The 23,717-nt window shown below is 62.2% G+C and carries 21 protein-coding genes; 4 read left to right on the top strand and 17 right to left on the bottom strand.

Annotated features, from left to right (window positions below; genetic code table 11):
- Positions 1–32: 32 nt before the first annotated feature.
- The 17 genes from hflX to surE all read right to left on the bottom strand — a co-directional run bounded on the left by hflX (position 33) and on the right by surE (position 17,082).
- Positions 33–1,199, bottom strand: a complete 1,167-nt coding sequence (gene hflX / locus NFX52_RS12600) for a GTPase HflX (protein WP_156358746.1) — start codon at positions 1,197–1,199, stop codon at positions 33–35.
- A 69-nt stretch (positions 1,200–1,268) separates the two neighbouring features.
- Positions 1,269–1,523 carry an RNA chaperone Hfq gene (hfq, locus tag NFX52_RS12595; protein WP_010464175.1) on the bottom strand — a complete coding sequence of 85 codons (255 nt, stop codon included), beginning with the start codon at positions 1,521–1,523 and terminating at the stop codon, positions 1,269–1,271.
- Between the two features lie 106 nt (positions 1,524–1,629).
- The gene (gene der, locus NFX52_RS12590) at positions 1,630–2,973 is read right to left on the bottom strand and encodes a ribosome biogenesis GTPase Der (protein WP_055398655.1); all 1,344 of its coding nucleotides are present in this window, start codon (positions 2,971–2,973) and stop codon (positions 1,630–1,632) included.
- Positions 2,974–2,986: 13 nt separating this feature from the next.
- Positions 2,987–4,153, bottom strand: a complete 1,167-nt coding sequence (gene bamB / locus NFX52_RS12585; RefSeq protein ID WP_156358747.1) for an outer membrane protein assembly factor BamB — start codon at positions 4,151–4,153, stop codon at positions 2,987–2,989.
- A gap of 2 nt (positions 4,154–4,155) precedes the next feature.
- Positions 4,156–4,842 carry a YfgM family protein gene (locus tag NFX52_RS12580; protein ID WP_055398657.1) on the bottom strand — a complete coding sequence of 229 codons (687 nt, stop codon included), beginning with the start codon at positions 4,840–4,842 and terminating at the stop codon, positions 4,156–4,158.
- Positions 4,843–4,856: 14 nt separating this feature from the next.
- A complete protein-coding gene (gene hisS / locus NFX52_RS12575) occupies positions 4,857–6,122 on the bottom strand; it encodes a histidine--tRNA ligase (protein WP_055398702.1) in 1,266 nt (421 codons plus the stop codon).
- A 155-nt stretch (positions 6,123–6,277) separates the two neighbouring features.
- The gene (gene ispG, locus NFX52_RS12570; RefSeq protein ID WP_199726978.1) at positions 6,278–7,540 is read right to left on the bottom strand and encodes a flavodoxin-dependent (E)-4-hydroxy-3-methylbut-2-enyl-diphosphate synthase; all 1,263 of its coding nucleotides are present in this window, start codon (positions 7,538–7,540) and stop codon (positions 6,278–6,280) included.
- 20 nt (positions 7,541–7,560) lie between these two features.
- Positions 7,561–8,472, bottom strand: coding sequence for a helix-turn-helix domain-containing protein (locus NFX52_RS12565; protein ID WP_055398659.1), 912 nt, complete (start codon positions 8,470–8,472; stop codon positions 7,561–7,563).
- A complete protein-coding gene (gene pilW / locus NFX52_RS12560) occupies positions 8,465–9,298 on the bottom strand; it encodes a type IV pilus biogenesis/stability protein PilW (protein ID WP_055398660.1) in 834 nt (277 codons plus the stop codon). Before pilW ends, NFX52_RS12565 begins: the two co-directional genes overlap by 8 nt.
- Before the next feature lie 36 nt (positions 9,299–9,334).
- Positions 9,335–10,456 carry a dual-specificity RNA methyltransferase RlmN gene (gene rlmN / locus NFX52_RS12555; RefSeq protein ID WP_121505919.1) on the bottom strand — a complete coding sequence of 374 codons (1,122 nt, stop codon included), beginning with the start codon at positions 10,454–10,456 and terminating at the stop codon, positions 9,335–9,337.
- Positions 10,457–10,543: 87 nt separating this feature from the next.
- The gene (gene ndk, locus NFX52_RS12550; RefSeq protein WP_015013410.1) at positions 10,544–10,969 is read right to left on the bottom strand and encodes a nucleoside-diphosphate kinase; all 426 of its coding nucleotides are present in this window, start codon (positions 10,967–10,969) and stop codon (positions 10,544–10,546) included.
- A gap of 90 nt (positions 10,970–11,059) precedes the next feature.
- Complete coding sequence (locus tag NFX52_RS12545; RefSeq protein ID WP_055398662.1) at positions 11,060–12,649, bottom strand: pseudouridine synthase; 1,590 nt, start codon at positions 12,647–12,649, stop codon at positions 11,060–11,062.
- Positions 12,649–13,404: an SMC-Scp complex subunit ScpB gene (gene scpB / locus NFX52_RS12540; RefSeq protein WP_055398663.1), complete on the bottom strand. Its 756-nt coding sequence runs from the start codon at positions 13,402–13,404 to the stop codon at positions 12,649–12,651. Before scpB ends, NFX52_RS12545 begins: the two co-directional genes overlap by 1 nt.
- 146 nt (positions 13,405–13,550) lie before the next feature.
- On the bottom strand, positions 13,551–14,588 hold the full coding sequence (locus NFX52_RS12535) for an RluA family pseudouridine synthase (protein WP_369801356.1): 1,038 nt from the start codon (positions 14,586–14,588) through the stop codon (positions 13,551–13,553).
- Positions 14,589–14,596: 8 nt separating this feature from the next.
- Positions 14,597–15,511 carry a peptidoglycan DD-metalloendopeptidase family protein gene (locus NFX52_RS12530; protein ID WP_252635662.1) on the bottom strand — a complete coding sequence of 305 codons (915 nt, stop codon included), beginning with the start codon at positions 15,509–15,511 and terminating at the stop codon, positions 14,597–14,599.
- Positions 15,512–15,523: 12 nt separating this feature from the next.
- Positions 15,524–16,294 carry a protein-L-isoaspartate(D-aspartate) O-methyltransferase gene (locus NFX52_RS12525; protein WP_055398665.1) on the bottom strand — a complete coding sequence of 257 codons (771 nt, stop codon included), beginning with the start codon at positions 16,292–16,294 and terminating at the stop codon, positions 15,524–15,526.
- The gene (gene surE / locus NFX52_RS12520; protein WP_055398666.1) at positions 16,294–17,082 is read right to left on the bottom strand and encodes a 5'/3'-nucleotidase SurE; all 789 of its coding nucleotides are present in this window, start codon (positions 17,080–17,082) and stop codon (positions 16,294–16,296) included. The genes NFX52_RS12525 and surE overlap by 1 nt, the downstream gene beginning before the upstream one ends.
- 139 nt (positions 17,083–17,221) lie before the next feature.
- On the opposite strand from surE, the gene NFX52_RS12515 reads away from it, so the two are divergent.
- From NFX52_RS12515 to NFX52_RS12500, 4 genes are all read left to right on the top strand, one after another.
- Complete coding sequence (locus tag NFX52_RS12515) at positions 17,222–18,196, top strand: NADPH:quinone oxidoreductase family protein (protein ID WP_008905961.1); 975 nt, start codon at positions 17,222–17,224, stop codon at positions 18,194–18,196.
- A gap of 105 nt (positions 18,197–18,301) precedes the next feature.
- Positions 18,302–19,846 carry a GGDEF domain-containing protein gene (locus NFX52_RS12510; RefSeq protein WP_055398667.1) on the top strand — a complete coding sequence of 515 codons (1,545 nt, stop codon included), beginning with the start codon at positions 18,302–18,304 and terminating at the stop codon, positions 19,844–19,846.
- A gap of 173 nt (positions 19,847–20,019) precedes the next feature.
- Complete coding sequence (locus NFX52_RS12505; RefSeq protein WP_055398668.1) at positions 20,020–21,594, top strand: alkaline phosphatase D family protein; 1,575 nt, start codon at positions 20,020–20,022, stop codon at positions 21,592–21,594.
- 181 nt (positions 21,595–21,775) lie between these two features.
- The gene (locus tag NFX52_RS12500) at positions 21,776–23,611 is read left to right on the top strand and encodes a gamma-glutamyltransferase family protein (protein ID WP_055398669.1); all 1,836 of its coding nucleotides are present in this window, start codon (positions 21,776–21,778) and stop codon (positions 23,609–23,611) included.
- Positions 23,612–23,717: the final 106 nt, after the last annotated feature.

The raw sequence follows: 23,717 nt of genomic DNA, 5'->3' as shown, positions 1-23,717 counted from the left end.
GATGGCATTGGTAATGCTGGCATTGTGCCCAATCAGGGCGCGGCCCCTGGCAATTCAATGGCGGCATCAGGGGTCATGCATTTTTGAGCGGCAAGTACCCTTAGCGAGAGCGCATGGCGCAGGGCATCCAACCCCTCACCAGAACGAGCACTCACAAACAAGCGCGGGAAGACATGCCCATCCACGTCGTACTGGTCTTCAAGAAGCGGGGGGCGCTGCTCAGCCTGTAGAGAATCCAACTTGTTGAACACAAGTATCTGGGGGATGTCAGCTGCACCAATCTCGTTCAAGACCTTTTGAACCTGAGCCATTTGTTCAGGAAAGCCCGGATTGGAAGCATCCACTACATGAAGCAGAAGGTCCGCATCAATGGCCTCTTGCAACGTTGCCTGGAATGCATCCACCAAGCCATGGGGAAGGTCTCGAATGAACCCTACGGTATCCGAGAGGGATACCGATCGCCCAGCATCGCCCAAATAGAGTTGCCGTGTTGTGGTGTCTAGTGTTGCAAACAATTGGTCTGCAGCGTAGGCGCGTGCCTTCACCAGCGCATTAAAGAGCGTGGACTTACCCGCGTTGGTGTATCCCACCAATGAAATATTGAACGTATCGCGTCGCTCACGCTGCCTTCTCTGGGTAGTCCGCTGGCGCTTGACCTTCACGAGGCGCTCGCGCGTACGCTTGACAGCGTCGCCAATCATCCGACGATCCAGTTCAATCTGTTTTTCACCTGGGCCGCCGCGCGCACCAATGCCCCCTGTTTGGCGCTCCAGATGCGACCAGCGGCGCACAAGGCGGGTGCTGAGATACTGCAATCTTGCCAACTCCACCTGGAGTTTGCCCTCGTGGCTGCGGGCACGTTGCGCGAAGATTTCCAAGATCAACAACGTTCGGTCATTGACTGGAAGCTCAAGGTGACGCTCCAGGTTTCGCTGTTGCGCCGGACTGAGCGACTGATCGAACAAGACTTCCGCCGCGCCATGCATTTGTGCCAACGTACGGATTTCATCCGCCTTGCCACTACCAATAAACAAGGCAGCATCCGGAGCCTTGCGTTTGCACGTCAAGCGGGCGACAGGCTTCATACCCGCTGTCTGGGCAAGCAATCCCAATTCTTCGAGATCGCCGTCGAAGTGAGGAAGACCAAAGTCAACCCCAACCAGAAGCACCGGGGTGCCATCTTCCGACGATGCGGTCATCGATTGCAAAGTAGATTGCCCACTCGCCCGATCAGGGCAAGACGCGACAACGGCAACACAAACAACAACTTAAGCGTTGTTGCTATCTGCATCAGAAGTGTCGGCAGTAGAAAAGTTGACCGCGCGGCCCGGCACGATGGTGGAAATGGCATGCTTGTAGACCATCTGGGTGACTGTATTGCGCAGCAACACCACGTACTGATCAAACGATTCGATCTGCCCCTGCAGTTTGATTCCGTTCACGAGATAGATGGAAACAGGAACATGCTCCCGACGCAAAGCGTTGAGGAAGGGGTCTTGCAAAAGCTGGCCTTTGTTGCTCACGATATTCTCCGTGTTCAAAAATGTTGTTGTAAACCAGCACCTTACCACAGCACGGAGCACAACCCCGCCTCAGGATACATGGCCCTTTGGGAATCCAGCCTTTGACCTAGGCTTCCTCTTTATCAGCGAAGGGGTTGTGCGATGTCTTCATCTCTATCCGGAGCGGTGTACCCACCAAGTCGAATTCCTTGCGGAAGCGGCCCTCCAGAAAGCGCTTGTAGGCATCTGTGACGTGTTCCAACGAATTACCATGGATGATGATCACCGGGGGATTCATGCCTCCCTGATGGGCATATCGCATCTTTGGTCGAAACATGCCTGCGCGTTTCGGACTCTGAAATTGAACAGCTTCTAGCAACAGGCGCGTCAATATCGGCGTTGACATCTTGCAGGTCGCCGCCTTGTGGGCTTGGGCAATCGACGCCCACACCGGCCCCAAACCCTGCCGTTTTTTTGCAGAGATGAAATGCAAGGACGCAAATTTCAGAAATGCGAGTCGGGTCTCGATAGACCGCTCCAACAACTGACGCTGGTAGTCATCAACGGCATCCCACTTGTTAACCGCAACGACCACGGCTCTCCCGCTCTCCAAGATGTACCCCGCAATGTGCGCATCCTGATCAGTGACACCCTGGGTAGCATCGAGCAACAGCAGCACCACATTGGCCGATTCAATGGCTTGGAGCGTCTTGACGACCGAGAATTTCTCTATCGCCTCGAAAACTTTTCCCTTGCGGCGCAATCCCGCCGTATCCACCAATTCAAAGCGCTGCCCATTGCGTTCGAAGGGTACCGTGATCGCATCACGGGTCGTTCCCGGCATATCAAACGCAACCAGACGCTCTTCGCCGAGCCAGGTGTTGATCAGCGTCGATTTGCCAACATTCGGCCGACCTGCCACAGCAAGTTTGATGATGCCTTTGTCAGATTCAACATCAGAGTCGTCGGGGTCAGGAAGCTGAAGCGGCTCCAGCGCAATCTCCACCAGGCTTCGAATACCCTGGCCATGGGCAGCAGACACAGGGTAAACCTCGCCCAGACCCAGCTCATAGAACTCGGCGAGTTGCACGCCTTCCAGCATGCCTTCGGCCTTGTTGGCAACAAGTACACAAGGTTTACCAAGGCGGCGCAAATAATTGGCGATGTCATGGTCTTGCGCAGATACACCTGCGCGCGCATCCACCACAAAAATGACCACATCAGCTTCGGCAACGGCCTGCTGCGTCTGCTTGGCCATTTCCTTGTAAATTCCGCTCGATGCATCAGGCTCAAAACCGCCGGTATCGATGACGATGTACTCGTGCTTGCCCTGCTTGCCATTGCCGTAATGTCGGTCACGCGTAAGCCCTGCAAAGTCCGCAACAATGGCGTCGCGGGACTTGGTCAGGCGGTTGAAGAGCGTGGACTTGCCGACATTCGGACGCCCCACGAGGGCGATAACTGGCTTCATTAAATAAAATCCATCAATCTGGACGGAATCCGTAGACACCACCATTGCGAGTAACTACCACCAACGTATCTGCGGCTACAGCGGGTGCTGCGGCAATGCCAGATCCGTCCGTGGCGATGCGGTTGAGCGGAGAGCCGTCTGTGCGGGATAGCAGGTGGACGAGGCCTGTGTCGTCCCCGACTACGACAGAGCGGCCGAGCAACAAGGGCGCCGTCAGTTTGCGGTGTTTGAGCCTGTCGGTGGCCCACAGACGCGAACCATCGCTGCGACGCCACGCCATGACCGTGCCATTGCCCTCGGCACCGAACAGGGCCTCCCCGTCTCCATGCACGCCATCGGCACCACTGGCGGGTTGCGTCCAAGTCACTGCACCTCTGGCGGCATTGACACAACCCACAGCCGTCTGGAAGGCACGTGCGCAGATGGAATCGCCTACTCTGCTGGTACGCCCAACCAACTCCACCAGCCTCTCAACGTCGTTGGTGCCCCGCGCACTCGCCAAAGGAGCCTCCCAACGAACGCTGCCATTGTCTGGATTCAGACCTACAACACGGCCGGAAAACCCCGCAACCAAGGTATCTCCAACAGCCAGCAAAACGCCCGCCTGGCGCAAAACCAGAGGCTCACCGGGGCGCTGCTGACTCCAGAGTTTGCGGCCAGACACCGCATCAAATGCCGCCAAAGAACGATCGGCCGAAAGCACAAATACGCGTCCACCCGCAACGAGAGGGGGGGTGAATACTTGCGCAGCCAATGATTGGCGCCACCGCTCACGGCCAGCATCCAGAACGATCAAGGTGTTGCTGCGGGAAACAACCGCAGCCGATTTTCCGTCGCTACCCACCCCCGCAGACAAAGGCTCTGAAAGCGCTACACGCCAAACGTCGCCACCGGTTCGGGCGTCGATGGCCGCCACAACCCCGTCGGAGGAGGCAACAGTCACCACATTGCCTGCGGAATGGACATCAAGTGGCAATCCAGCAACGCTGCCAATGCGCGCAGTCCAAGCCTGCCGCACACCCAGCACTGCAACATTGGCCCCCAGATCTGCCGGCATCGGCTTGGAGCTCCCGCTGTTCCACAGCGAGCATCCAGCCAATGTGGCAACCAGGACCGCTGAAGAAATGCACCGCAGGCCGAACACCCTGCCCTTTGCTCCGTCTCCACAAATGAATGCCATGGCTATTTCACCCCATCAATGGATCCGGCGGCAGCTACTGCAACACCTTGTGGAGAAACACCCAGAGCACCGAGCTTTACCTCCACAAGACGACGGTACTCCACCCCCTCCTCGAAGGACTTATAGGCCTTGGCATACTCCGCAATAGCTTCCGCACGCTTATCCTGCAGCAGATAAATGTCTCCCTTGCGATCTGCAAAGACCGCTTCAAATTCCAAAGGAGCGCTGCCAGACAACTGCTTGAGTGCGTCGTCATAGTTTTTTTGATCCATCAGCACGCTGGCCAAGCGAACCTTGGCCAATGCCTTGAGACCATCATCTCCCGACTGAGCAGCCACCCAGGCAAGCGCCTCCTTGGCGCCATCAGCATTGCCTGCCTCAACCATGGTCTTGGCCAATGCAAGCCCCGCCTGACTGGCCTGGGTAGTGCCCGCATACTTGGCCTTGAGGTCGGCAAACGCCTGTGCCATGCGCGCCTGGTCACCCGCTCGGGCAGCCACGTCTACAGCATCGTAGAGCGCTGCGGCCTGGCTTGCCTGCCGGTTCTGCCAATACTGGTATCCGTTCCAGGCGACCAAGGAGCCTGCCACCAAAATCAGCACGGAGCTGATGAGGGTGCCCCAGGTGTTCCAGAAATGCTTGAGCTGATCAAGCTGCTCTTGTTCTTCGAGATCAAGGTGATTTGCCATGGAATGTGTTCTGTTTAGCGGTTGGATTGTAGGTTGGAGGCCCAATCGGCCAGGGAATCTAGCGGATGGTCAGACTGTGCACCCACACCATCGCGCAATGACTTGACGACAACCATCCCCCGGGACAGCTCATCGTCCCCAAAGACCAGCGCGTGCTGCGCGCCACTCCCATCTGCCTTCTTGAATTGGGATTTCATGCTGCCCATACCTTCGCCCCCTGCAGGCGCAGCATGCATCTGCACACTGAGGCCCAACTGCCGCAGGCGCTCGATGGTGGTCACAGCCACGGGCAGCGCCGCCACAGAGGGAATCACGGCATAGACATCAGGTACAAGGGCTGGGACCGTGCTGGTCTGCTCCTTGAGCAGTTCAAGCACACGCTCAACCCCCAGCGCCCAACCCACCGCCGGGGCTGCCTTGCCACCGATCTGCTCTATCAGATAGTCGTAGCGACCACCACCACAAATGGTGCCCTGCGACCCCAGCTGATCAGTGACAAACTCAAAGACCGTAAGGTTGTAGTAGTCCATGCCCCGAACCAGCCGGGGGTTCACTGTCCAGGCCACATCATTGGCGCTCAGAATGGACTTCACAGCATCAAAGTGCGCGAGCGACTTTGGCCCCAGAAAATCAATCAATCGAGGCGCAGCCTCCACCACAGCCTGCATAGCGGGGTTCTTGGTATCCAGAATGCGCAACGGATTGCTATGCAAACGCCGACGCGCCTCCTCATCCAGCACCTCGACATGCTGTTCTAGGTACGAAATCAGCGCTGCTCGGTGCGCCTTGCGTTCATGCGGTTCACCCAGGCTGTTCAGTTCCAGGCGCACGTTCTGCAACCCCAGTTCGCGCCACAGCGAGTGGGCTAGAAGAATCAATTCCGCATCGACCTCCGCACCAGGAAAGCCGAGCGCTTCAGCGCCAATCTGGTGAAACTGGCGATACCGCCCGCGCTGCGGACGCTCATGGCGGAACATGGGCCCCATGTAGTAGAGGCGCTTGCCTCCGTCATACAGCATGGAATGTTCAGCGACTGCGCGAACCACCCCTGCAGTCGCTTCGGGACGCAAAGTGAGATGCTCGCCATTGAGACGATCCTCAAATGAGTACATCTCTTTTTCGACGATGTCCGTGACCTCACCGAGGCCACGAACAAACAGCGCCGTGGGCTCAACAATCGGCGTACGGATGTTGCGATAGGCATATCGAGCCATAAGGGTGCGGACCTTGGACTCCAGCCACTCCCATCGGGCGGATTCAGGAGGCAGGATATCGTTCATGCCTTTCACGGCCACCAGCTTTTCCGGCTTGGTCGACGAAGCGCTTTTTTCGTTACTCACAACTGTTCTTTTCTCTATCTGGCAACTATTCGAAGGACATCACCCACCATCTCAAGATAGCGGCTCAGTATCAATCAGGGTAAGGCGAGCAACGCTCAGGCCAAAGTCACAGCGGCGGCGCCAAAACGCTTTTCGATGTACTGCTCGACAATTTGGTGGAATTCATGGGCGATGTTGTCACCCCGCAGCGTCATCGCCTTCTCGCCATCAATGAACACCGGGGCTGCTGGCGCCTCCCCCGTACCAGGCAGGCTGATGCCGATGTCCGCGTGCTTGCTCTCACCAGGCCCATTGACAATGCATCCCATCACCGCAACACGCAAGTTTTCGACGCCAGGATAGCGAACGCGCCATACAGGCATCTGGGCACGCAGAAAATCATCAATCTGCTTGGCGAGGTCCTGGAAGGTGGTGCTGGTAGTGCGACCACAGCCAGGACACGCCGTGACACTGGGAACAAATACACGCAAGCCCAGAGCCTGCAGTATCTCGGAGGCCACCACGACCTCCTGTGTGCGCGCTTCACCGGGCTGGGGCGTCAGAGACACGCGAATGGTGTCACCAATACCTTCCTGCAGCAACACAGACAACGCAGCAGCCGACGCTACTGTGCCTTTGGTTCCCATGCCTGCTTCCGTGAGTCCCAGGTGCAAAGGGTAGTCGCAGCGGCGTGCCAGTTCACGGTACACAGAAATCAGGTCCTGCACACCGCTGACTTTGCAGGACAAGATGATTTGGTTGCCATCAAGGCCCATTTCTTCGGCCCGGCGCGCAGATTCAATGGCCGAGGTAATCAACGCCTCGTACATCACTTGGCGTGCTTCCCAAGGAGTAGCACGGCGGCTGTTGGCATCCATCAAATCAACCAGCAAGTCCTGGTCAAGGCTGCCCCAATTCACACCAATACGCACGGCTTTGTTCCAGCGAATGGCTGCATCGATCATCTGGCCGAACTGCCGATCCCTCTTGTCGCCCTTGCCTACGTTGCCGGGATTGATGCGGTACTTGGAGAGCGCCTGTGCGCACTCAGGAAAATCCGTAAGAAGCCGGTGCCCGTTGTAGTGAAAGTCCCCCACCAAGGGGACGCTTTCTCCCATACGGTCCAATTGTTCACGAATGTAGGGTACTGCCGCTGCGGCCTCAGGGGTGTTCACCGTGATCCGGACGAACTCCGAGCCGGCCTGCGCCAGTTCCTTGACCTGAATGGCCGTGCCAATGGCATCCACGGTGTCTGTGTTGGTCATGGACTGCACTCGCACCGGAGCATCCCCGCCCACGGTCACCACGCGCGATCCCCACACAATCCTGGCTTGGCGGGACCGTCGTGGCAAGGGGGACGCCACCGCAATGGGCTCCATCTCACAAGGTAACCGTTCCATTATTTCACCTCGAAGCGAGCTACGTTCTCACGGGACACAGGCGCCAAGTCAAAAGGCTTTCCGCGCACGAATACCTCTGTCACGTCGGCACGACCAATCACCACGGCCAGCGGCATTTGGCCTGCGACAGACACCGACTCACCCGCCGCAAGATTCCTTTGCAACGCCACGGTGCCTGCGGAATCACGCACCTGCACCCAGGATTCGCTGCGCGCGCGCAGCACCAATGCCCCGGCCGGTGGCGTTGTAGCGCTTGCCGCCTCCACTGGGGCTGACGCAGCGTTGTTAGTAGCAGCAGCCGCAACGGCGGGAGCCGCGTCTGTGCGACCTGCCACTGACGGCAGAGAAACGTCGGGGATGCGCTGGGCAGCAGCGGGGATTGCATCCGACGCACCCGTGACAGCAGGGGCGGCCTGCTGCTCGACCACATTGGCCGGCGGTTGGATCGATGCGGGGGCAACAAGCGAGCTCGTTACACCGTCCTGCTGCCTGGGGAAAAAGACCAGGATCAGTGCCCCCACCAGCAGCGCCAAAACCACCACCGTTACGGACCGTGAGGTAGACCCGGAGGAAAAGGAAGCCGATGAGGAAGACGATTTCCCGATACTGCCTTTCACCGGAGCGTTCAATCCCGCACTGTCTGTAGCCAAGCGAGGGCTTTTACTTTGTGGCAACAGCGACAGAATGGGGGCTGGGTCCAACTTGAGCGTTCTGCACATGCTGGAGGCAAGCGCACGCACAAACACTGTATCGGGCAAGGCCTCATAGTTATCCGCCTCCAGCGCTTCCAGCTTGCTGACTGGCACTTTCAGTGCCACAGCCAAGGCAGCGATGTGCATACCAGACGCTTGTCGCGCCTCCCTCAGCAAACTACCCGCTGTCACCCCACCACTTTCCAAAACCTCACTCATTGAAAGCCCCACGCTCGTATGCACCCAACTCCCGTGAGTCCGGGAAACGCTTGCGCAACTGGTCAGCCAGTTGCTTCATGGCCACGGAATCACCCAAAGCGCGCTCAACCTTGATCCCCAGCCACAACGACTCGGAATTGGCGTACTGGCTGTTGTTGAGCCGCCGGATATAGAACTGAGACCGGGTCAATTCATTGCGACGCAACAAAAGTGCCGCGAGGTGATAACCGACCACAGGGTTTGCCGCATCCAGTTCATAAGCTTTCAGCAGCGACTGCTCGGCCTCCGCAAACTGGCCAGCGCCTGATTGGCACAGGCCTTGGGCCATCAAGGTCTTGCTGCGTGCTGTGTATGCAGGATTTGCGAGAGCCCGACCAAAGTGCTGATTCGCCTCGGCGTACTTTTGCTGCTGGCACAACAACCAACCGTAGTTGTGCAGCAGATTGGGATCCCCGCCCCGCAGCGCCAATGCTCGGCGAAAACTGTCGTCCGCCTGGGCAAAATCGCTCAACCTCATGTAGATGAGGCCACGAAGATTGAAGGCATCGGCGTAGGTGGGATCAGCTGCAAGCGCCTGCTTGACTTCATCGAGCGCCACGGCCGTCTGACCATTCTCAAAATAGTTGGAAGCAAGCTCCAGACGGATACGGGCGCGGCGCCGCGTCTCTGGCTCATCAGACGGGGTGATCATTCCCGCGTTGGCGTCGGCGGTCGGCATGCCGCTATTGGTTGCACACCCTTGAAGCGCAGCCACGCAGGCCACCACGCCACATGCCGTGAGAGTCCAGCGGCCCCATTGCTGCCAGCGTCCAACCAATCTCACCATGTAGAGCCTCCTTGAAGTATGCCGATTGCTTGTTGATCAAGTCACCGGTTTGAGCACGATTGTCCGCTGCTTTGCCATGCGCTCGGCAGCCCTTGTGCGGTCCTTGACATCGCCTGCGAGCTGACCGCACGCAGCGTCGATATCATCTCCGCGGGTCTTGCGCACGGTCGTGACGATACCCGCTTCGCTCAAGACTTTGGCGAAAGCCAGCACCTGATTTTGTGGCGAACGCAACAGCCCTGACGCGGGAAACGGATTGAAAGGAATCAGGTTGAATTTGCAGCGCACACCCACACCACGGGCGGGCTTGACAAGTTCGATCAGCTGCCGTGCGTGCTCAACCTGGTCATTGACACCATCGAGCATGCAGTATTCAAACGTAATGAAGTCGCGCGGCGCATGCGCCAGATATCGATTGCAGGCAGCAAGCAATTCTTCAATGGGATACTTGCGGTTCAGCGGCACCAGGTTGTCGCGCAAGGGGTCATTCGGCGCATGCAAAGACACCGCGAGAGCCACAGGACAATCCACGGACAAGCGGTCCATCATCGGAACCACACCCGACGTTGAAACCGTGACCCGCCTGCGTGACAAACCATACCCATGGTCGTCCAGCATGACGCGCAAGGCCGGAACGAGGGCCGAGTAGTTCTGCAGCGGCTCTCCCATTCCCATCATCACCACATTCGAAATGACGCGGTCCTCAGATTGGAGGCGCTGGCGCAGGGAATGTTCAGCAAACCAAAGCTGTGCAACGATCTCCCCTGTGGTGAGATTTCTGCTGAAGCCCTGGTGCCCCGTGGAACAGAAGCGGCAACCCACGGCGCAGCCAGCCTGCGAGGATATACACAGGGTTCCGCGATCATCTTCGGGAATAAAAACCGCCTCGACCGCATTGCCATCCCCCACGTCAAACAGCCACTTGACCGTGCCGTCTGAGGAGACATGTTCGGAGATGACGGGCAAGGCCTCGACGCGAGCACAGCCCTTGAGCTTGTCGCGCAAGGCCTTTGCCAGATCACTCATGGCGTCAAAGTCACTGGCGCCGCGCTGATGAATCCAGCGAAACAACTGCGTGGCGCGAAACCGCTTTTCACCCAACTGCTGGCAGAAAGCCGCCAGACCGTCGAGATCAAATTCCAAAAGATTGGTGGTCACTGCGCCCTCCCCGGGGTGGGCCGAACGCAGTCGTCCCCATGGCGCAGGTATCCCACGTGTGCGGGAACAGGCATGGGGACACCCATATCAGCGCGAGTAAATGTTCAGACCAGGGAAGAAGAAAGCCACTTCTGCCTGGGCAGTTTCCGCAGCGTCGGAGCCATGCACTGCATTGGCATCGATGCTGTCCGCGAAGTCGGCGCGGATGGTGCCGGCTTCTGCCTTCTTGGGGTCCGTGGCGCCCATGAGTTCGCGGTTTTTCAGAATCGCGTTTTCACCTTCCAGAGCCTGGATCATCACAGGACCGGAGATCATGAAATCCACCAGATCCTTGAAGAAAGGACGCTCTTTGTGCACAGCGTAGAACTGCTCGGCCTCCAGGCGCGACAGGTGAGCCATACGTGCAGCCACGATCTTGAGACCTGCCGCTTCGAAGCGTGCATAGATCTGACCGATGACGTTCTTTGCCACTGCGTCGGGCTTGATGATGGAGAGAGTGCGTTCGATTGCCATATTGATTTCCTGAATTGATGTTGCTGTGATTCGTTTGTCCACCGGACAAAGCCCTCGATTCTAACCGGGGAGCCCGGGGCAGCACAGCGCCTAGCGCCCGCCCCCGCCCCGACGTGGACCTCCGCCACCAGGGCGGCGTTTGTCCTGGCGATGCCGCGAGAGACTGTCCATGCCGATATAGCCCACCGATGTTTTCATCGGATCGGGCTGCGCCGCGCCGCGCGGGCGGTCTCCACCACCTGCATTGTTGCCACGGTCGAACCCTTGCCCCCCATCACGGCGGGGTTTCTGCCCTCGGGGACCACCGGGCGCACCCTGCGACATGTCGCGGCGCGGCCCGTCGCCCACGCGGGGGCCATTGCGCCCCCGGTTGCGCTTGTTGCCACTCCGTCCGCCGCCAGCCCCCGACCCTTCATCCGAACGAGCTTCCGCTGCTTCCGGACGCCCGGCGCCCGCCGCCTGCACCAGGGCCCGGATGTCGCCCTCATCCAGTTCCAGCCAGGCACCGCGCTTGAGACCCCGTGGCAGCACCATGGCACCGTAACGAATGCGGATCAACCGACTGACCGCATGGCCCACAGATTCGAGCATGCGGCGCACCTCGCGATTGCGCCCTTCGGAAATGGTGACCCGGTACCAGCAATTGGAACCTTCGCCTCCACCATCTTCGATGGAACCAAACGACGCCATGCCATCGTCCAGGCGCACGCCATCGAGCAGCTTCTGCTTTTCCTCATTGCTGAGGGCGCCGAGCACACGCACAGCGTATTCGCGCTCCAGCCCAAAACGAGGATGCATGAGCTTGTTGGCCAGCTCTCCCGAGCTGGTGAACAGCAGCAGGCCTTCGGTATTCAGATCCAGGCGCCCGACCGACTGCCATTTGCCCTGCATGAGCCGGGGCAGCTTGCGAAAGACGGTGGGCCGGTTCTGGGGATCGTCATGGGTCACCACCTCCCCCACAGGCTTGTGGTAAGCAATCACCCGCGCTGGCGGCGGGTCTATGCGGTAGCGGATGGGTTTGCCATTGACCTTGACCTGATCGCCGAACTGGATGCGCTGGCCGATGTGGGCTGGCTCGTTGTTGACGGAGATGCGCCCTTCCAGAATAAGTTGCTCCATCTCCAGGCGCGAGCCAAGTCCCGCCTGCGCCAGCACCTTGTGAAGCTTGGGGGTTTCCACCTGGGGCAGAAGCACCCGCTTAGCGGGAACCATCTCTGCGGAGGCATCATCCTCATCGAAGCGCCCCGACACCACATCTTCAAATTGATATCCCTGAACCGCAGGAGCACCCACCTTGCGCTTGTCGCGCCCAGCGCCGTCGAGGCGCGGCTGCCGAGCCCGCCCGTCCCCACGATTCTGGTGCTCGCCATGGCGAGGTTCGGGGGTGGCGTCAGACGCCCCCGCCTCTACCTGTGGAATTGCAGGCTCATGCGCAACCACAGGAGCGACCGGTACATCCTGCTGGCTCAACCCATGCGGCAACCCCCCGGCCAGGGCAGGTGCCTCAGCAGCATCCAAAACGCGCACGTCCACAGCATCCTGCACTTCCACGGCTTGCGCTGGCTCGACTTTTTTCTTGCGCGGGGCACGTTTGACAGCGGCTTTTTTGGGCACTGCGGCGGTCGCTGAAGGATCAGCATCCGGCAGATCGGCCGGGATTTCGGGGGTCGAATCGTTCATCAAGTATTTCCCTGGATACCACCCGGGGTATCGGCATCGTCATCACGGAGATCCGTCTCCGCACTCTGAAAAAAATCATCCACACGCAGCAACTGCCCACTGGCGGCAACAGCCTCCAAAGACTCTGATGGCTGACTATCCATCGCCACAGCCAGCAGTTCAGCCTCGGCCTCAGGCGTTGATTCCGGCTCTATCACTCCTTGCGCTGCAGCGGCCATTGCTTCCAGCACATTCGCATTGCCCGAGGGGTCGTCAAGCACCGGCAATTGGTCCAACGACTGCAAACCCATGTCATCCAAGAACTGCCGGGTGGTTGCAAACAGCGCGGGGCGCCCCACCGTTTCCCGGTGACCAATGACCTCGACCCAGCCCCGGTCTTCCAACTGCTTGACGATCAGGCTATTGACCGTTACCCCCCGGATGTCCTCGATGTCGCCGCGCGTAACCGGCTGGCGATACGCAATGATCGCGAGTGTCTCCATGGTGGCCCTCGAATAGCGCGGAGGCTTTTCGGGGTGCAACCTGTCGAGGTATTCACGCATTTCGGGACGGCTCTGAAAACGCCAGCCCGTGGCCACCTGCACCAGCTCTACACCCCGCTGCGTCCATTCAAGCTGCAACTCCTGCAACAGCAACTTGAGCGTGTCCGACCCCAGAGCATCATTGAAAAGTACCCGCAGCTCACGCAGGGGCACAGGCTGCTGCGCGCAGATCAGCGCAGTTTCGAGGACCCGTTTGGCATCCACCGTGTTCATGGTTCAGCGATTCCTGGAAAAGTGCCACGCGTTGCAACGGGTGGCACATCAACAGCAGGGGCAATCAATGGCGCGCTGTGCAAGGGCGCTGGCGCGACGCAGAAGCCCGGCGGGATTCCGTCTTCGGGCTGGGGCCAGTCTGGCCGTCAGGGCGCATTGTAGCCCAGCCCCCACAAGGAGAGGGCTTGGCGCATGTCTTCGGGCACAGGAGCATGGAATTCCAGCGCCTGGCCCGTGACGGGATGCACAAAGGCCAGGCGGTAGGCATGAAGGGCCTGCCGCTGCATCGCCCCGAGCGGAGCTCCCCCATAGAGGCTGTCCCCCACCAGTGGGTGCTTCAGAGATGCCATGTGCACCCGGATCTGGTGGGTGCGCCCCGTGTGCAGGGTGCATTGCACCCAGCAACCGTCGTCCGTACCAGCCAGGCAGCGGATATCGGTCCGTGCCAACTTGCCAGCATGGAGTGCCAAGTCCACCACCGCCATGCGCAGGCGGTTGCGTGGATCCCGGCCGATGGGAGCATCCACAGTTCGCGTCTTGGGTCCCGACCAGGCGCCGTGGGCCATGGCCAAATACTGGCGCTGTACCTTGCGCTCCGCAATCAGTGCAACCAACGCGTCCATGGTGGCACGATCACGGGCAACCACCATCAAGCCACTCGTATCCTTGTCGAGCCGGTGCACGATGCCAGCGCGTGGCACGGTCAATGCCTTGTCGTCGCGGGCGAGCAAGCCGTTGAGCAAGGTGCCACTCCAGTTCCCCGGCGCGGGGTGGACCACCAGACCAGCGGGCTTGTTCACCACCAGCAGATGCGCATCCTCATGGACGACCTCAATGTGCATGGGCTCGGGCCGAAACGCCTGGCTCTGCAGCGTGGGCCGCATTTCCAGCACCACCTGATCGCCCACCTTCACCCGGGTCGCCGACTTCGTGACCGGTTTGCCATTGAGGCTGACCAACCCCTGCACCAGCAATTGCTGCAGATAGCTGCGGGAGAACTCGGGCACCAGATCGGCCAGTGCCTTGTCCAGCCGGGCGGCGTGCTGCCCGGCGCCGATCTGCGTGGAGCGTAGCTCGCTCCCGGATTCGTCCGCCAGTCCTTCAGACTCCTCGCTCAGCAAGTCATCTGCGGCTCCGGCCGGTTCATCCGCACTGCCAGATGCGCCCAGAGGCGGTTGAGCCACAGCCGGGCTCAACGGGGAGGCAGGTAACGCGATGGATCCACCGGCTTGCCCTGGCGGCGGATTTCAAAGTGCAGCTTGACGCGATCGGCGTCGGTGCTGCCCATCTCGGCGATTTTTTGCCCCTTGCGCACGGCCTGATCTTCCTTGACGAGCAAGGTCTGGTTATGGGCATATGCCGTCAAAAACGTGTTGTTGTGCTTGAGGATGACAAGGTTGCCGTATCCGCGCAGCCCAGCGCCCGCATACACCACGCGGCCATCGGCGGCGGCCAAGACCGGGTCACCTGCCTTGCCAGCAATGTCGTAGCCCTTGTTGCGTGCCTCGTCAAAACCGGCAATCAACGAGCCAGGCGCAGGCCAGATGAACGCCATGTCATCCTCGGCCGCGGCAGCGGGTGCGGCAGGCGTGGCGGGGGCAACGGCCACCACAGGGCCAGAAGCCGCCGATGTTGCAGGTTTCGCGGCACTGGCCGCAGGGGCAGGCGTGCTCGCAGGTGCTGCAGGCGTGATGGAGGAAGACGTGACAGGACGGGTGACCACGCCGCTGTCCGACGCGACCGCCTGCGAAGCAGCAACCAGTGGCGCTACGCGCAGAACCTGGCCCACTTCGATCAGATTTGCGTTGTCAAGGTTGTTCCAGCGCGCGATGTCTTTCCAGCTCTGGCCGGACTCCAGCCCGATTCGGATCAGGGTATCTCCAGGCTTGACTGTGTAATAGCCAGGTTTGCCCGCATTTTCGGCACCTGGCAGTGGCTTGATGGGGGCGCCAACCACCACACCTGGCTGTGTAGAAGATGAGGGAGCGGAGGAGGATGTGCCTCGGTCTTCCACTGGAGCCTTGTTCAGCCGGGTGCCGCAGCCACTGAGCGCCAAACCCGCCAGTGCAACAGTAAACCCAACCACAAGACCACGCGATACGAACATAAGCAATTCCCTTCAGGCAATCCCCGATTTTAGAGGGACAAAATGCACAGGCTCCAGCACGCTTTGTTTCAATCCGTGTGGGGTTTTGTCGATCACAAGCAACATCTGCTGCCCCCCCGCAAGCGCCATGGGCGCAACCAGCCTGCCGCCCACGGCCAATTGATCGCACCAGGCCTGGGGCACAGCGTCACCACCGGCTGCGGCAATGATGGCCGCGTAAGGCGCACCCTTGGCATAGCCGAGCATGCCGTCACCGAACAGCAGGTGCACATTGGCCAGCCGAAATGGGCGCAGGTTGTTGCGCGCCTTGTCGTGCAGGCCACGCAGGCGCTCCAGGGTGTAGACCTCGCGCGCTAGGTGGCTCAGCACGGCGGCCTGGTAGCCGCAGCCCGTGCCGATTTCCAGCACACGCCCCAGCCCACCGGTGCGTGCGCCTTCGGCGCCCAGGAGCAATTCGCACATGCGGGCGACGACATTGGGCTTGGAGATGGTCTGCCCCAAGCCAATGGGCAGACTGGTGTCCTCGTACGCCTGGTTGACCAGGGCGCTGTCCACAAAACGGTGGCGTTCCACGGTGCCCATGGCCTGCAGCACCGCAGCCGATGTGATGCCCCCTGCCGCCAGCTTTTGCACCATGCGCGCGCGCACCGCCGCAGAATCCAGCCCAACGCCCACAGGGGGTGCCGCCACTGGATTGCGCGCAGCGGGAGCCACCGGCGTGGACCGGACTGCCGCAGGACCCGATCCGGGCAGCCGGGCCGGGAATCCAGGGCGGCGCTGCATCAGAGCTCCGGGGCGCCAGCCGCCCCTGCCGCAAGCCGGGACGCCGTTTGCGCCCAGTAGCCAAGGTTGTCATGGTCGGTCAGGTCCACCTTCAGTGGCGTGATGGACACATGGCCCTGCGCCGTGGCATGGAAATCCGTGCCCTCCGCATCGTCCTTGGCGGCTCCCGCGCCACCAATCCAATACATCGCCTCACCCCGGGGGCTTTCCTGCACGATCACGCGCTCGGCCGCGTGGCGGCGTCCCAGGCGGCACAGCTTGATGGGCTGCAGCGCCGCAAGCGGCATGTTGGGAATGTTCACATTCAGCAGCCAGGGTGTATCGGTCACCAGGTTCTGGGCGCGCATCTGCTCCACAATCTCCCGCGCCTTGGCCGCTGCAGCCTCGATCTCGCCCCAGCCCTTGTCCACCTGCGAGAAGGCAATGGCCGGAATGCCAAACAGATAACCCTCCATCGCGGCGCCCACGGTGCCTGAATAAATGGTGTCGTCGCCCATGTTGGCGCCATTGTTGATGCCCGACACCACCAGATCGGGCCGGTAGCCCAGCAGCCCCGTCAGAGCGATGTGCACACAGTCGGCCGGCGTTCCGTTCACATAGCGGAAGCCGTTGTGGGCCTTGTGCACATACAGTGGCGAATGCAGGGTCAGCGCATTGGACTTGGCGCTGTTGTTGTGCTCGGGCGCGACGACTTCAACCTCCACCCCGTCGAGGGTTTTCAGGGCATCGTGCAGCGCCACGATGCCCGGAGCCTGGTAGCCGTCGTCGTTGGAGATCAGAATTTTCATGGGTTGCGGTAGAGCTTGCAACGGATTGTAGGTGGGGTACCCGCACACACCCAACGGCCCGCCCTCCGTCGCTCGTGGGACATCGTGCGCCCGGGTGCCCCGCCTATCATGCAGACCACATTGACAGGAGACTTTTCCCATGCACGCTTGGCTTTGCACCAACCCCACCGGCGTTGACGCCCTGGCCTGGACCGAACTGCCCACGCCCACGCCCAAGGCGGGCGAGGTGCTGATCGAGATCAAGGCGGCCAGCCTGAACTTCCCCGATCTGCTGATCGTGCAGAACAAGTACCAGATGAAACCGCCCCTGCCTTTCGTCCCCGGCTCGGAGTACGCAGGCGTGGTGGCAGCCGTGGGCGAAGGCGTCACCCACCTCAAGGTCGGCCAGAACGTGGCCTGCCTGTCTGGCACCGGCGGTTTTGGCACCCACACCATCGCCCCGGCAGCCCTGTGCATGCCGCTGCCGGATGGCTTTTCGCACGTGGACGCTGCGGCGTTCATCATGATTTACGCCACCTCGCACCATGCCCTCGTAGACCGCGCACAGCTCAAGGCGGGCGAGACCGTGCTGGTGCTGGGCGCCGCCGGGGGCGTGGGCACGGCCGCCATCCAGATCGCCAAGGCCATGGGCGCGCGCGTGATTGCAGCGGCCTCCAGCGATGAAAAATGTGCGCTGTGCACCTCCATCGGGGCCGATGCCACCATCAACTACAGCAAGGACAACCTGCGCGACGCCATCAAGGCGCTGACCGACGGCAAGGGCCCCGACGTGATTTATGACCCTGTGGGCGGCGACTTTGCCGAGCCCGCGTTCCGCTCCATTGCCTGGCGCGGCCGCTACCTGGTGGTGGGTTTTGCCTCCGGCCCCATCCCGGCCCTGCCCTTCAACTTGGCGCTGCTCAAGGGCGCCTCCATCGTGGGCGTGTTCTGGGGCGACTTCGCCAAGCGCGAGCCCAAGGCCAACGCCGCCATGATGGGCGAGCTGGCGCAGTGGTATGCCCAGGGCAAGATCAAGCCCGTGATCGACCGCACCATGCCCATGGCCGAGCTGCCCGCCGCCTACGCGCACATGGGTTCACGGGGGGTGATGGGCAAGCTCGTGATGGTGAACTGACGCCTGCGCCTGCCAGGCCACAAGGCTTGGCAGAGCCAGCCCCTCAGAAAGCGGCGCTGTGTCACACTCGCACCTCCTGCTTTCCTCTGACACTGGTGTCCGCACATGGCCGACCGACCACCTTCCGAAATTGCGCGCGAGACGCTCAAGCAGCTGGCTACCCGCCGCCTGCCCCCAACGCCCGACAACTACCTGGCGCTGTACGACGAGATCGCAGGAACCCGCAGCCCCCAGCCGTTCCCGGACGGCCAACTGCACCACATCCTGCGGGTGCTGCCAGGGCAGACACCGGCCCAGAAGCGGCTCTTGGGGCAATTTGAGCGCGCCGTCAACAACAAAGACTGGACTTCGCTACAAAGTGTGCTGGTCGGCTACGCCAACCTGGGGTTGAGCCCGGCGGCGGCTGCAGCCCCAGTAGAGACCGCTGCAAGCACCACCGCCCCCGGTAACCCTGGTGTCCTGCCGGACGAGTTCGCGCAGATGCTCGCCCGCCTGATCGACAACACGCTGCCCGCGCTGGGCGAAGACGATGCCCGCGTGATCGAGATGGCGCAAAAGCTCATCGCCTTTCTGAAAGAGCCCGCGCCGCCCATCTCCACCGTCCAGCTCATGCTGGGCAACTTTACCTACCGGCTGTCGTTTGCCACCGAAGACCAGGCCGCCATCCGCTCCAGCCTGCTGGAGCTGCTGCACATGGTGTTCGAGAACATCGCCGTGCTCAGCGTGGAAGACCGCTGGCTGCAAGGCCAGGCCGAGGCGCTGATGGCCGCATCCACGCCGCCGCTCACTTTGCGCCGCCTGGACGATGTGCAGCGCCGGCTCAAGGACGTGATCTTCAAGCAGACCGAGGCCAAGGCGCGCACCGTGGAAGCGCAGGAGCAGATGAAGGACATGCTGGCCACCTTCATCGAACGGCTGGCCAAAATCACGGCGTCCAGCACCACCTACCAGGGCACCATGGCACGCTGCGCCGACCTGATCGGCAAGGCCAACACGCTTGAGGAAATCGCCCCCGTGCTGCAAGAGGTGATGACCGCCACCCGTTCGATGGCGCTGGACAGCCGTGTGGCCCACGACGAGCTTCACGACCTGCGCGAGCGCACCGAAGCCAAGCGCGCTGAAGTCGCCAAGCTGCAGGAAGAGCTGGACCGCGCCAGCGCCCAGGCCCGGCACGACCCGCTCACCGGCTCGCTCAACCGCAAGGGCCTGGACGAAGCCATGGAGCGCGAAATCGCCCGCGCGCGCCGCCTGGGCTCGCCGCTGTGCCTGGCGCTGCTGGACGTGGACAATTTCAAGACCATCAACGACCGCCTGGGCCACTCGGGCGGGGACGCGGCCCTGGTGCACCTGGCCCAAGTCACACGCGAAGTCATGCGGCCACAGGACCTGCTGGCGCGTTATGGCGGCGAAGAGTTCGTGCTGGTGCTGCCCGACACTTCGGTAGAAAGCGGCGTGGCCGCGATGACGCGGCTGCAGCGCGAGCTGACCACACGCTTCTTCCTGCAGGGCAGCGAGAAGGTGCTCATCACGTTCAGCGCTGGTGTGGCCCAGCTGCACGACAGCGAAGGCAGCCCCGACGCCATCCGCCGCGCCGACCAGGCGATGTACCTGGCCAAGCGATCGGGCAAGAACCGGGTCATGGCGGCATAGGGTGAAGCACCCCCTGAGTCGCCGTCGGCGCCTTCCCCCTCTCCTTCGGGAGGGGGACGCCACCAGCGCACGCAAGCGAAGCGCCGCATCCGCAGCTTGGCGGCCCTCCCGCGGTGGCCGCTGGCCTGGGCCGCGCCGGTTCTAAGCGCAGCGCACCTATCCAGCGCCCCGCAATGAATCCAGAGCAGAGACGCGCATTTTTGCGGAAGGCCATCCTGGCCGCCGCTGCCACCCAACTGCCCCGCTGGGCATGGAGCAACGCACCAGCACTACAGAGCAACCCCTTCGCGCTGGGCGTGGCCAGTGGAGACCCGGCGCCCGACGGTGTGGTGCTGTGGACGCGGCTGGTGCTGGCCAACCCGGCGCTGATGCAAGCGGCCCACACCGTGCGGTGGGAGGTGGCGCACGATGTGCGTTTTGCACAGATCGTGCAAAAAGGCGAAGCCACCGCCCTGCCTGCGCTCGGCCACAGCGTGCATGTGGAGCTGCAGGGCCTGGCACCAAGCCGCTGGTACCACTACCGCTTCATGCTGGGCGATGCCATCAGCGCCACCGGCCGCACGCGCACGGCCCCGGCCCCCGGTGACCTGCCCGCCACGCTGCGCATCGGCTTTGCCTCCTGCCAGCGCTGGGAACACGGGCACTACGCCGCCTGGCACCATCTGGTGGCCGACCAGCCCGACCTGGTGCTGTTTCTGGGCGACTACATCTACGAGTACGCCTCGCCCAAAAACACCACAGACCTGGCGCGCACCCACAACCTGCGCCACGCCACCACGCTGGCGGATTTTCGAGACCGCTACGCCCTGCACAAAAGCGACCCCGCCCTGCAAGCCGCCCACGCTGCCTGCCCCTGGGCCGTGACCTGGGACGACCACGAGGTGCAGAACGACTACGCCAGTGGTACCGGTAAGGGCGACGATGGCAGCTTTCTGACGCTGCGAGGCGCCGCATGGCAAGCCTTCTACGAAAACATGCCGCTGCGCGCCGCCAGCCTGAACGGCCCCGCCTCCGGCACCCGCTGGGACGCCCTGCAGGTCTACCGCCGCCTTCGCTGGGGGCGCCTGGCCCACATCCACCTGCTGGACAGCCGCCAGTACCGCACTTGGCAGGCCTGCCGCACGCCCCAGTCCACCAGCGCGGGCGCTGTGCGCGCGGCAGACTGCGCCGACCTGGCCAGCCCCGCCCGCACGCTGCTGGGCGCAACGCAAGAGCAGTGGCTGGACACCGGCCTGGCCGCCGACGCACACACCAAAGACGCCACCCACTGGAGCGTGCTGGCACAGCAAACCCTGCTTTCGCCGCGCCACTACCCTTCGGGCGTTACGTCCGCCGACAACTGGGACGGTTACCCCGCAGCCCGCGCGCGCCTGCTGCAGGCCGTGGCCCAGCACGCCCCGCGCAACACCGTGCTGCTGGGCGGCGACATCCACCAGAACTATGTGTGCCGGGTGCACGCCAATCCCGATCGCCCAGAGTCGCCCGTGGTGGCCAGCGAGTTCTGCGGCACGTCCATCAGCTCGCGCTCGGGCACCACACAAGATAAGGTGGACGCCATCGCCCGGCACAACCCGCATGTGCTGCTGGCCCGCTGCGACCAGCGCGGCTATGGGCTGGCAGACATCACCCCCACGCGCTGGACCACCACCCTGCGCGTGCTGGACGACCCGCTGCGCGCGGACAGTGCCGCCACCACGCTCGCCCGCTTTGTGGTGGAAAACGGGCGGCCCGGGCCCAAGCCAGCATGACGGTTGCTTGAATGCTATGCTATTTATAGCTATTTGCGCTTTATGGATAAGCGCCAGAGGCTAAAAACACCCAAATCTTCGGAGCCTGTAGCGCGATGTAACGCCCCGGCGTCGCTCCGGCCGGTCCGCGTACCATGGCCACTTCTTCGCCCCTTCGCTTCTAGCCACCCAGGAGTTGTCCATGCCCCAAACCACCACGCACCCCCTGCCCTCCCCTCGTGCCATCACCTTCAGCCTGAGCCTGCTGGCCTCGGCCGTGCTGCTGGCAGGCTGCGCCAGCGCCCCGGCACAGTTCGCCTACACCGTGCCCGCCCAGCCCGAAGGCTCGTCCGGCTACACCGAAAAGCCCGGCTGGGCCACCGAGAAATTTGCCGTGGCCGCCGCCAACCCGCTGGCCACGGATGCGGGCTACCAGATCCTCAAGGCCGGGGGTTCTGCCATCGACGCAGCCATTGCCGTGCAAATGGTGCTGACCCTGGTGGAGCCGCAATCGAGCGGCATCGGTGGCGGCGCCTTCCTGCTGCACAGCACCGGCAAAACCGTGGAGGCCTATGACGGCCGCGAAACCGCCCCCGCCGCTGCAGACGAAAAACTCTTCCTCGGCGCCGACGGCAAACCCGTGCAGTTCTACGACGGCGTGGTGGGCGGCCGCTCGGTCGGCGTGCCCGGCACCGTGCGCATGCTGGAGATGGCGCACAAGCAGCACGGCAAGCTGCCCTGGGCCACGCTGTTCCAACCCGCCATCACCCTGGCCGAAGGCGGCTTCAAAGTCAGCGCACGGCTCAACACCCTGGTCAAGGCCGACCCGCACCTCAAGAAGGACCCGGTGGCTGCCGCCTATTTCTACAAGGCCGACGGCGACGCACGCGATGTGGGTGTGAACCTGCGCAACCCCGAGCTGGCCGCCGTGCTGCGCAAGATTGCCGCCGAAGGCAGCAAGGCCCTGCACGAAGGCGAAATCGCCCAGGCCATCGTGGACAAGGTGCAAAAACACCCCACCAACCCCGGCAAACTGAGCATGGCCGACCTGGCCGGCTACCAACCCAAAAAGCGCGAAGCGCTGTGCGACGACTACCAGGTGCAGGCCAAAGACTTCCGCATCTGCGGCTTCCCGCCGCCCAGCTCGGGCGCCATTGCCATCGGGCAGATCCTGGGCATCCTGAAAAACACCGACGCCGCCGCCAAGCCCCTGCAAGACGGCATCCCATCCGCCGACTGGCTGCACCTGTACACCGAGGCCGCCCGCCTGGCCTTTGCCGACCGTGCGCTGTACGTGGCCGACCCTGACTTTGTGCAGCCACCCGGCGGCAGCTGGACCAGCCTGATCGCCCCCGCCTACCTGGCCGAACGCGCCAAGCTCATCGGCACGCAAAGCATGAAGGTCGCCCAGCCCGGCAACCCAGCCGCCGTGAAGACCAGCTACGCCCCCATGCCCGACCAGCCCGAATACGGCACCAGCCACATCAGCATCGTCGATGCCTTTGGCAACGCTGTGGCCATGACCACCACCATCGAAGACCAGTTCGGCGCGCGGCAGATGGTCAAGGGCTTCTTGCTGAACAACGAACTGACCGACTTCAGCTTTGCCCCCACCGACGCCCAAGGCCAGCCCATCGCCAACCGCGTGCAGCCCGGCAAACGCCCCCGCTCGTCCATGGCACCCACCCTCGTGTTCGACAAGGCCACCGGCGAGCTGCTGATGAGCGGCGGCAGCCCCGGTGGCGCGGCCATCATCCACTACACCGCCAAGACGCTCTACGGCGTGCTCAACTGGGGCCTGATGCCCCAACAGGCCATCAACCTGCCCAACTTCGGCTCGATGAACGGCCCCACGCTGCTGGAAGAAAAGCGCTTCCCGCCCGCCACCGTCGAAGCCCTACGCGCACGCGGCGCCGAGGTGCGCGAGATGAATATGACGAGTGGGTTGCAGGCCATTACGCGTGGCCAGGCACACGGCAAGAAGCTGTGGATGGGCGGGGCCGACCCACGGCGTGAAGGGGTGGTGATGGGGGATTGAGATGGAGGTGTTGATGCCTCGGCATCAACACTTCCATCTGCAGCCGGACTTGAAACCCTTCACGCTGCGAGCCCCACAAGCTTGTCGAAGCGACTCGCAAGGCTTC

Origin of the sequence: Acidovorax facilis (genome assembly GCF_023913775.1) — a bacterium.
GTDB lineage: Bacteria > Pseudomonadota > Gammaproteobacteria > Burkholderiales > Burkholderiaceae_C > Acidovorax > Acidovorax facilis.
Note: the sequence above shows the minus strand (reverse complement) of the source record. Positions and strands in the feature narration are given on the sequence as shown.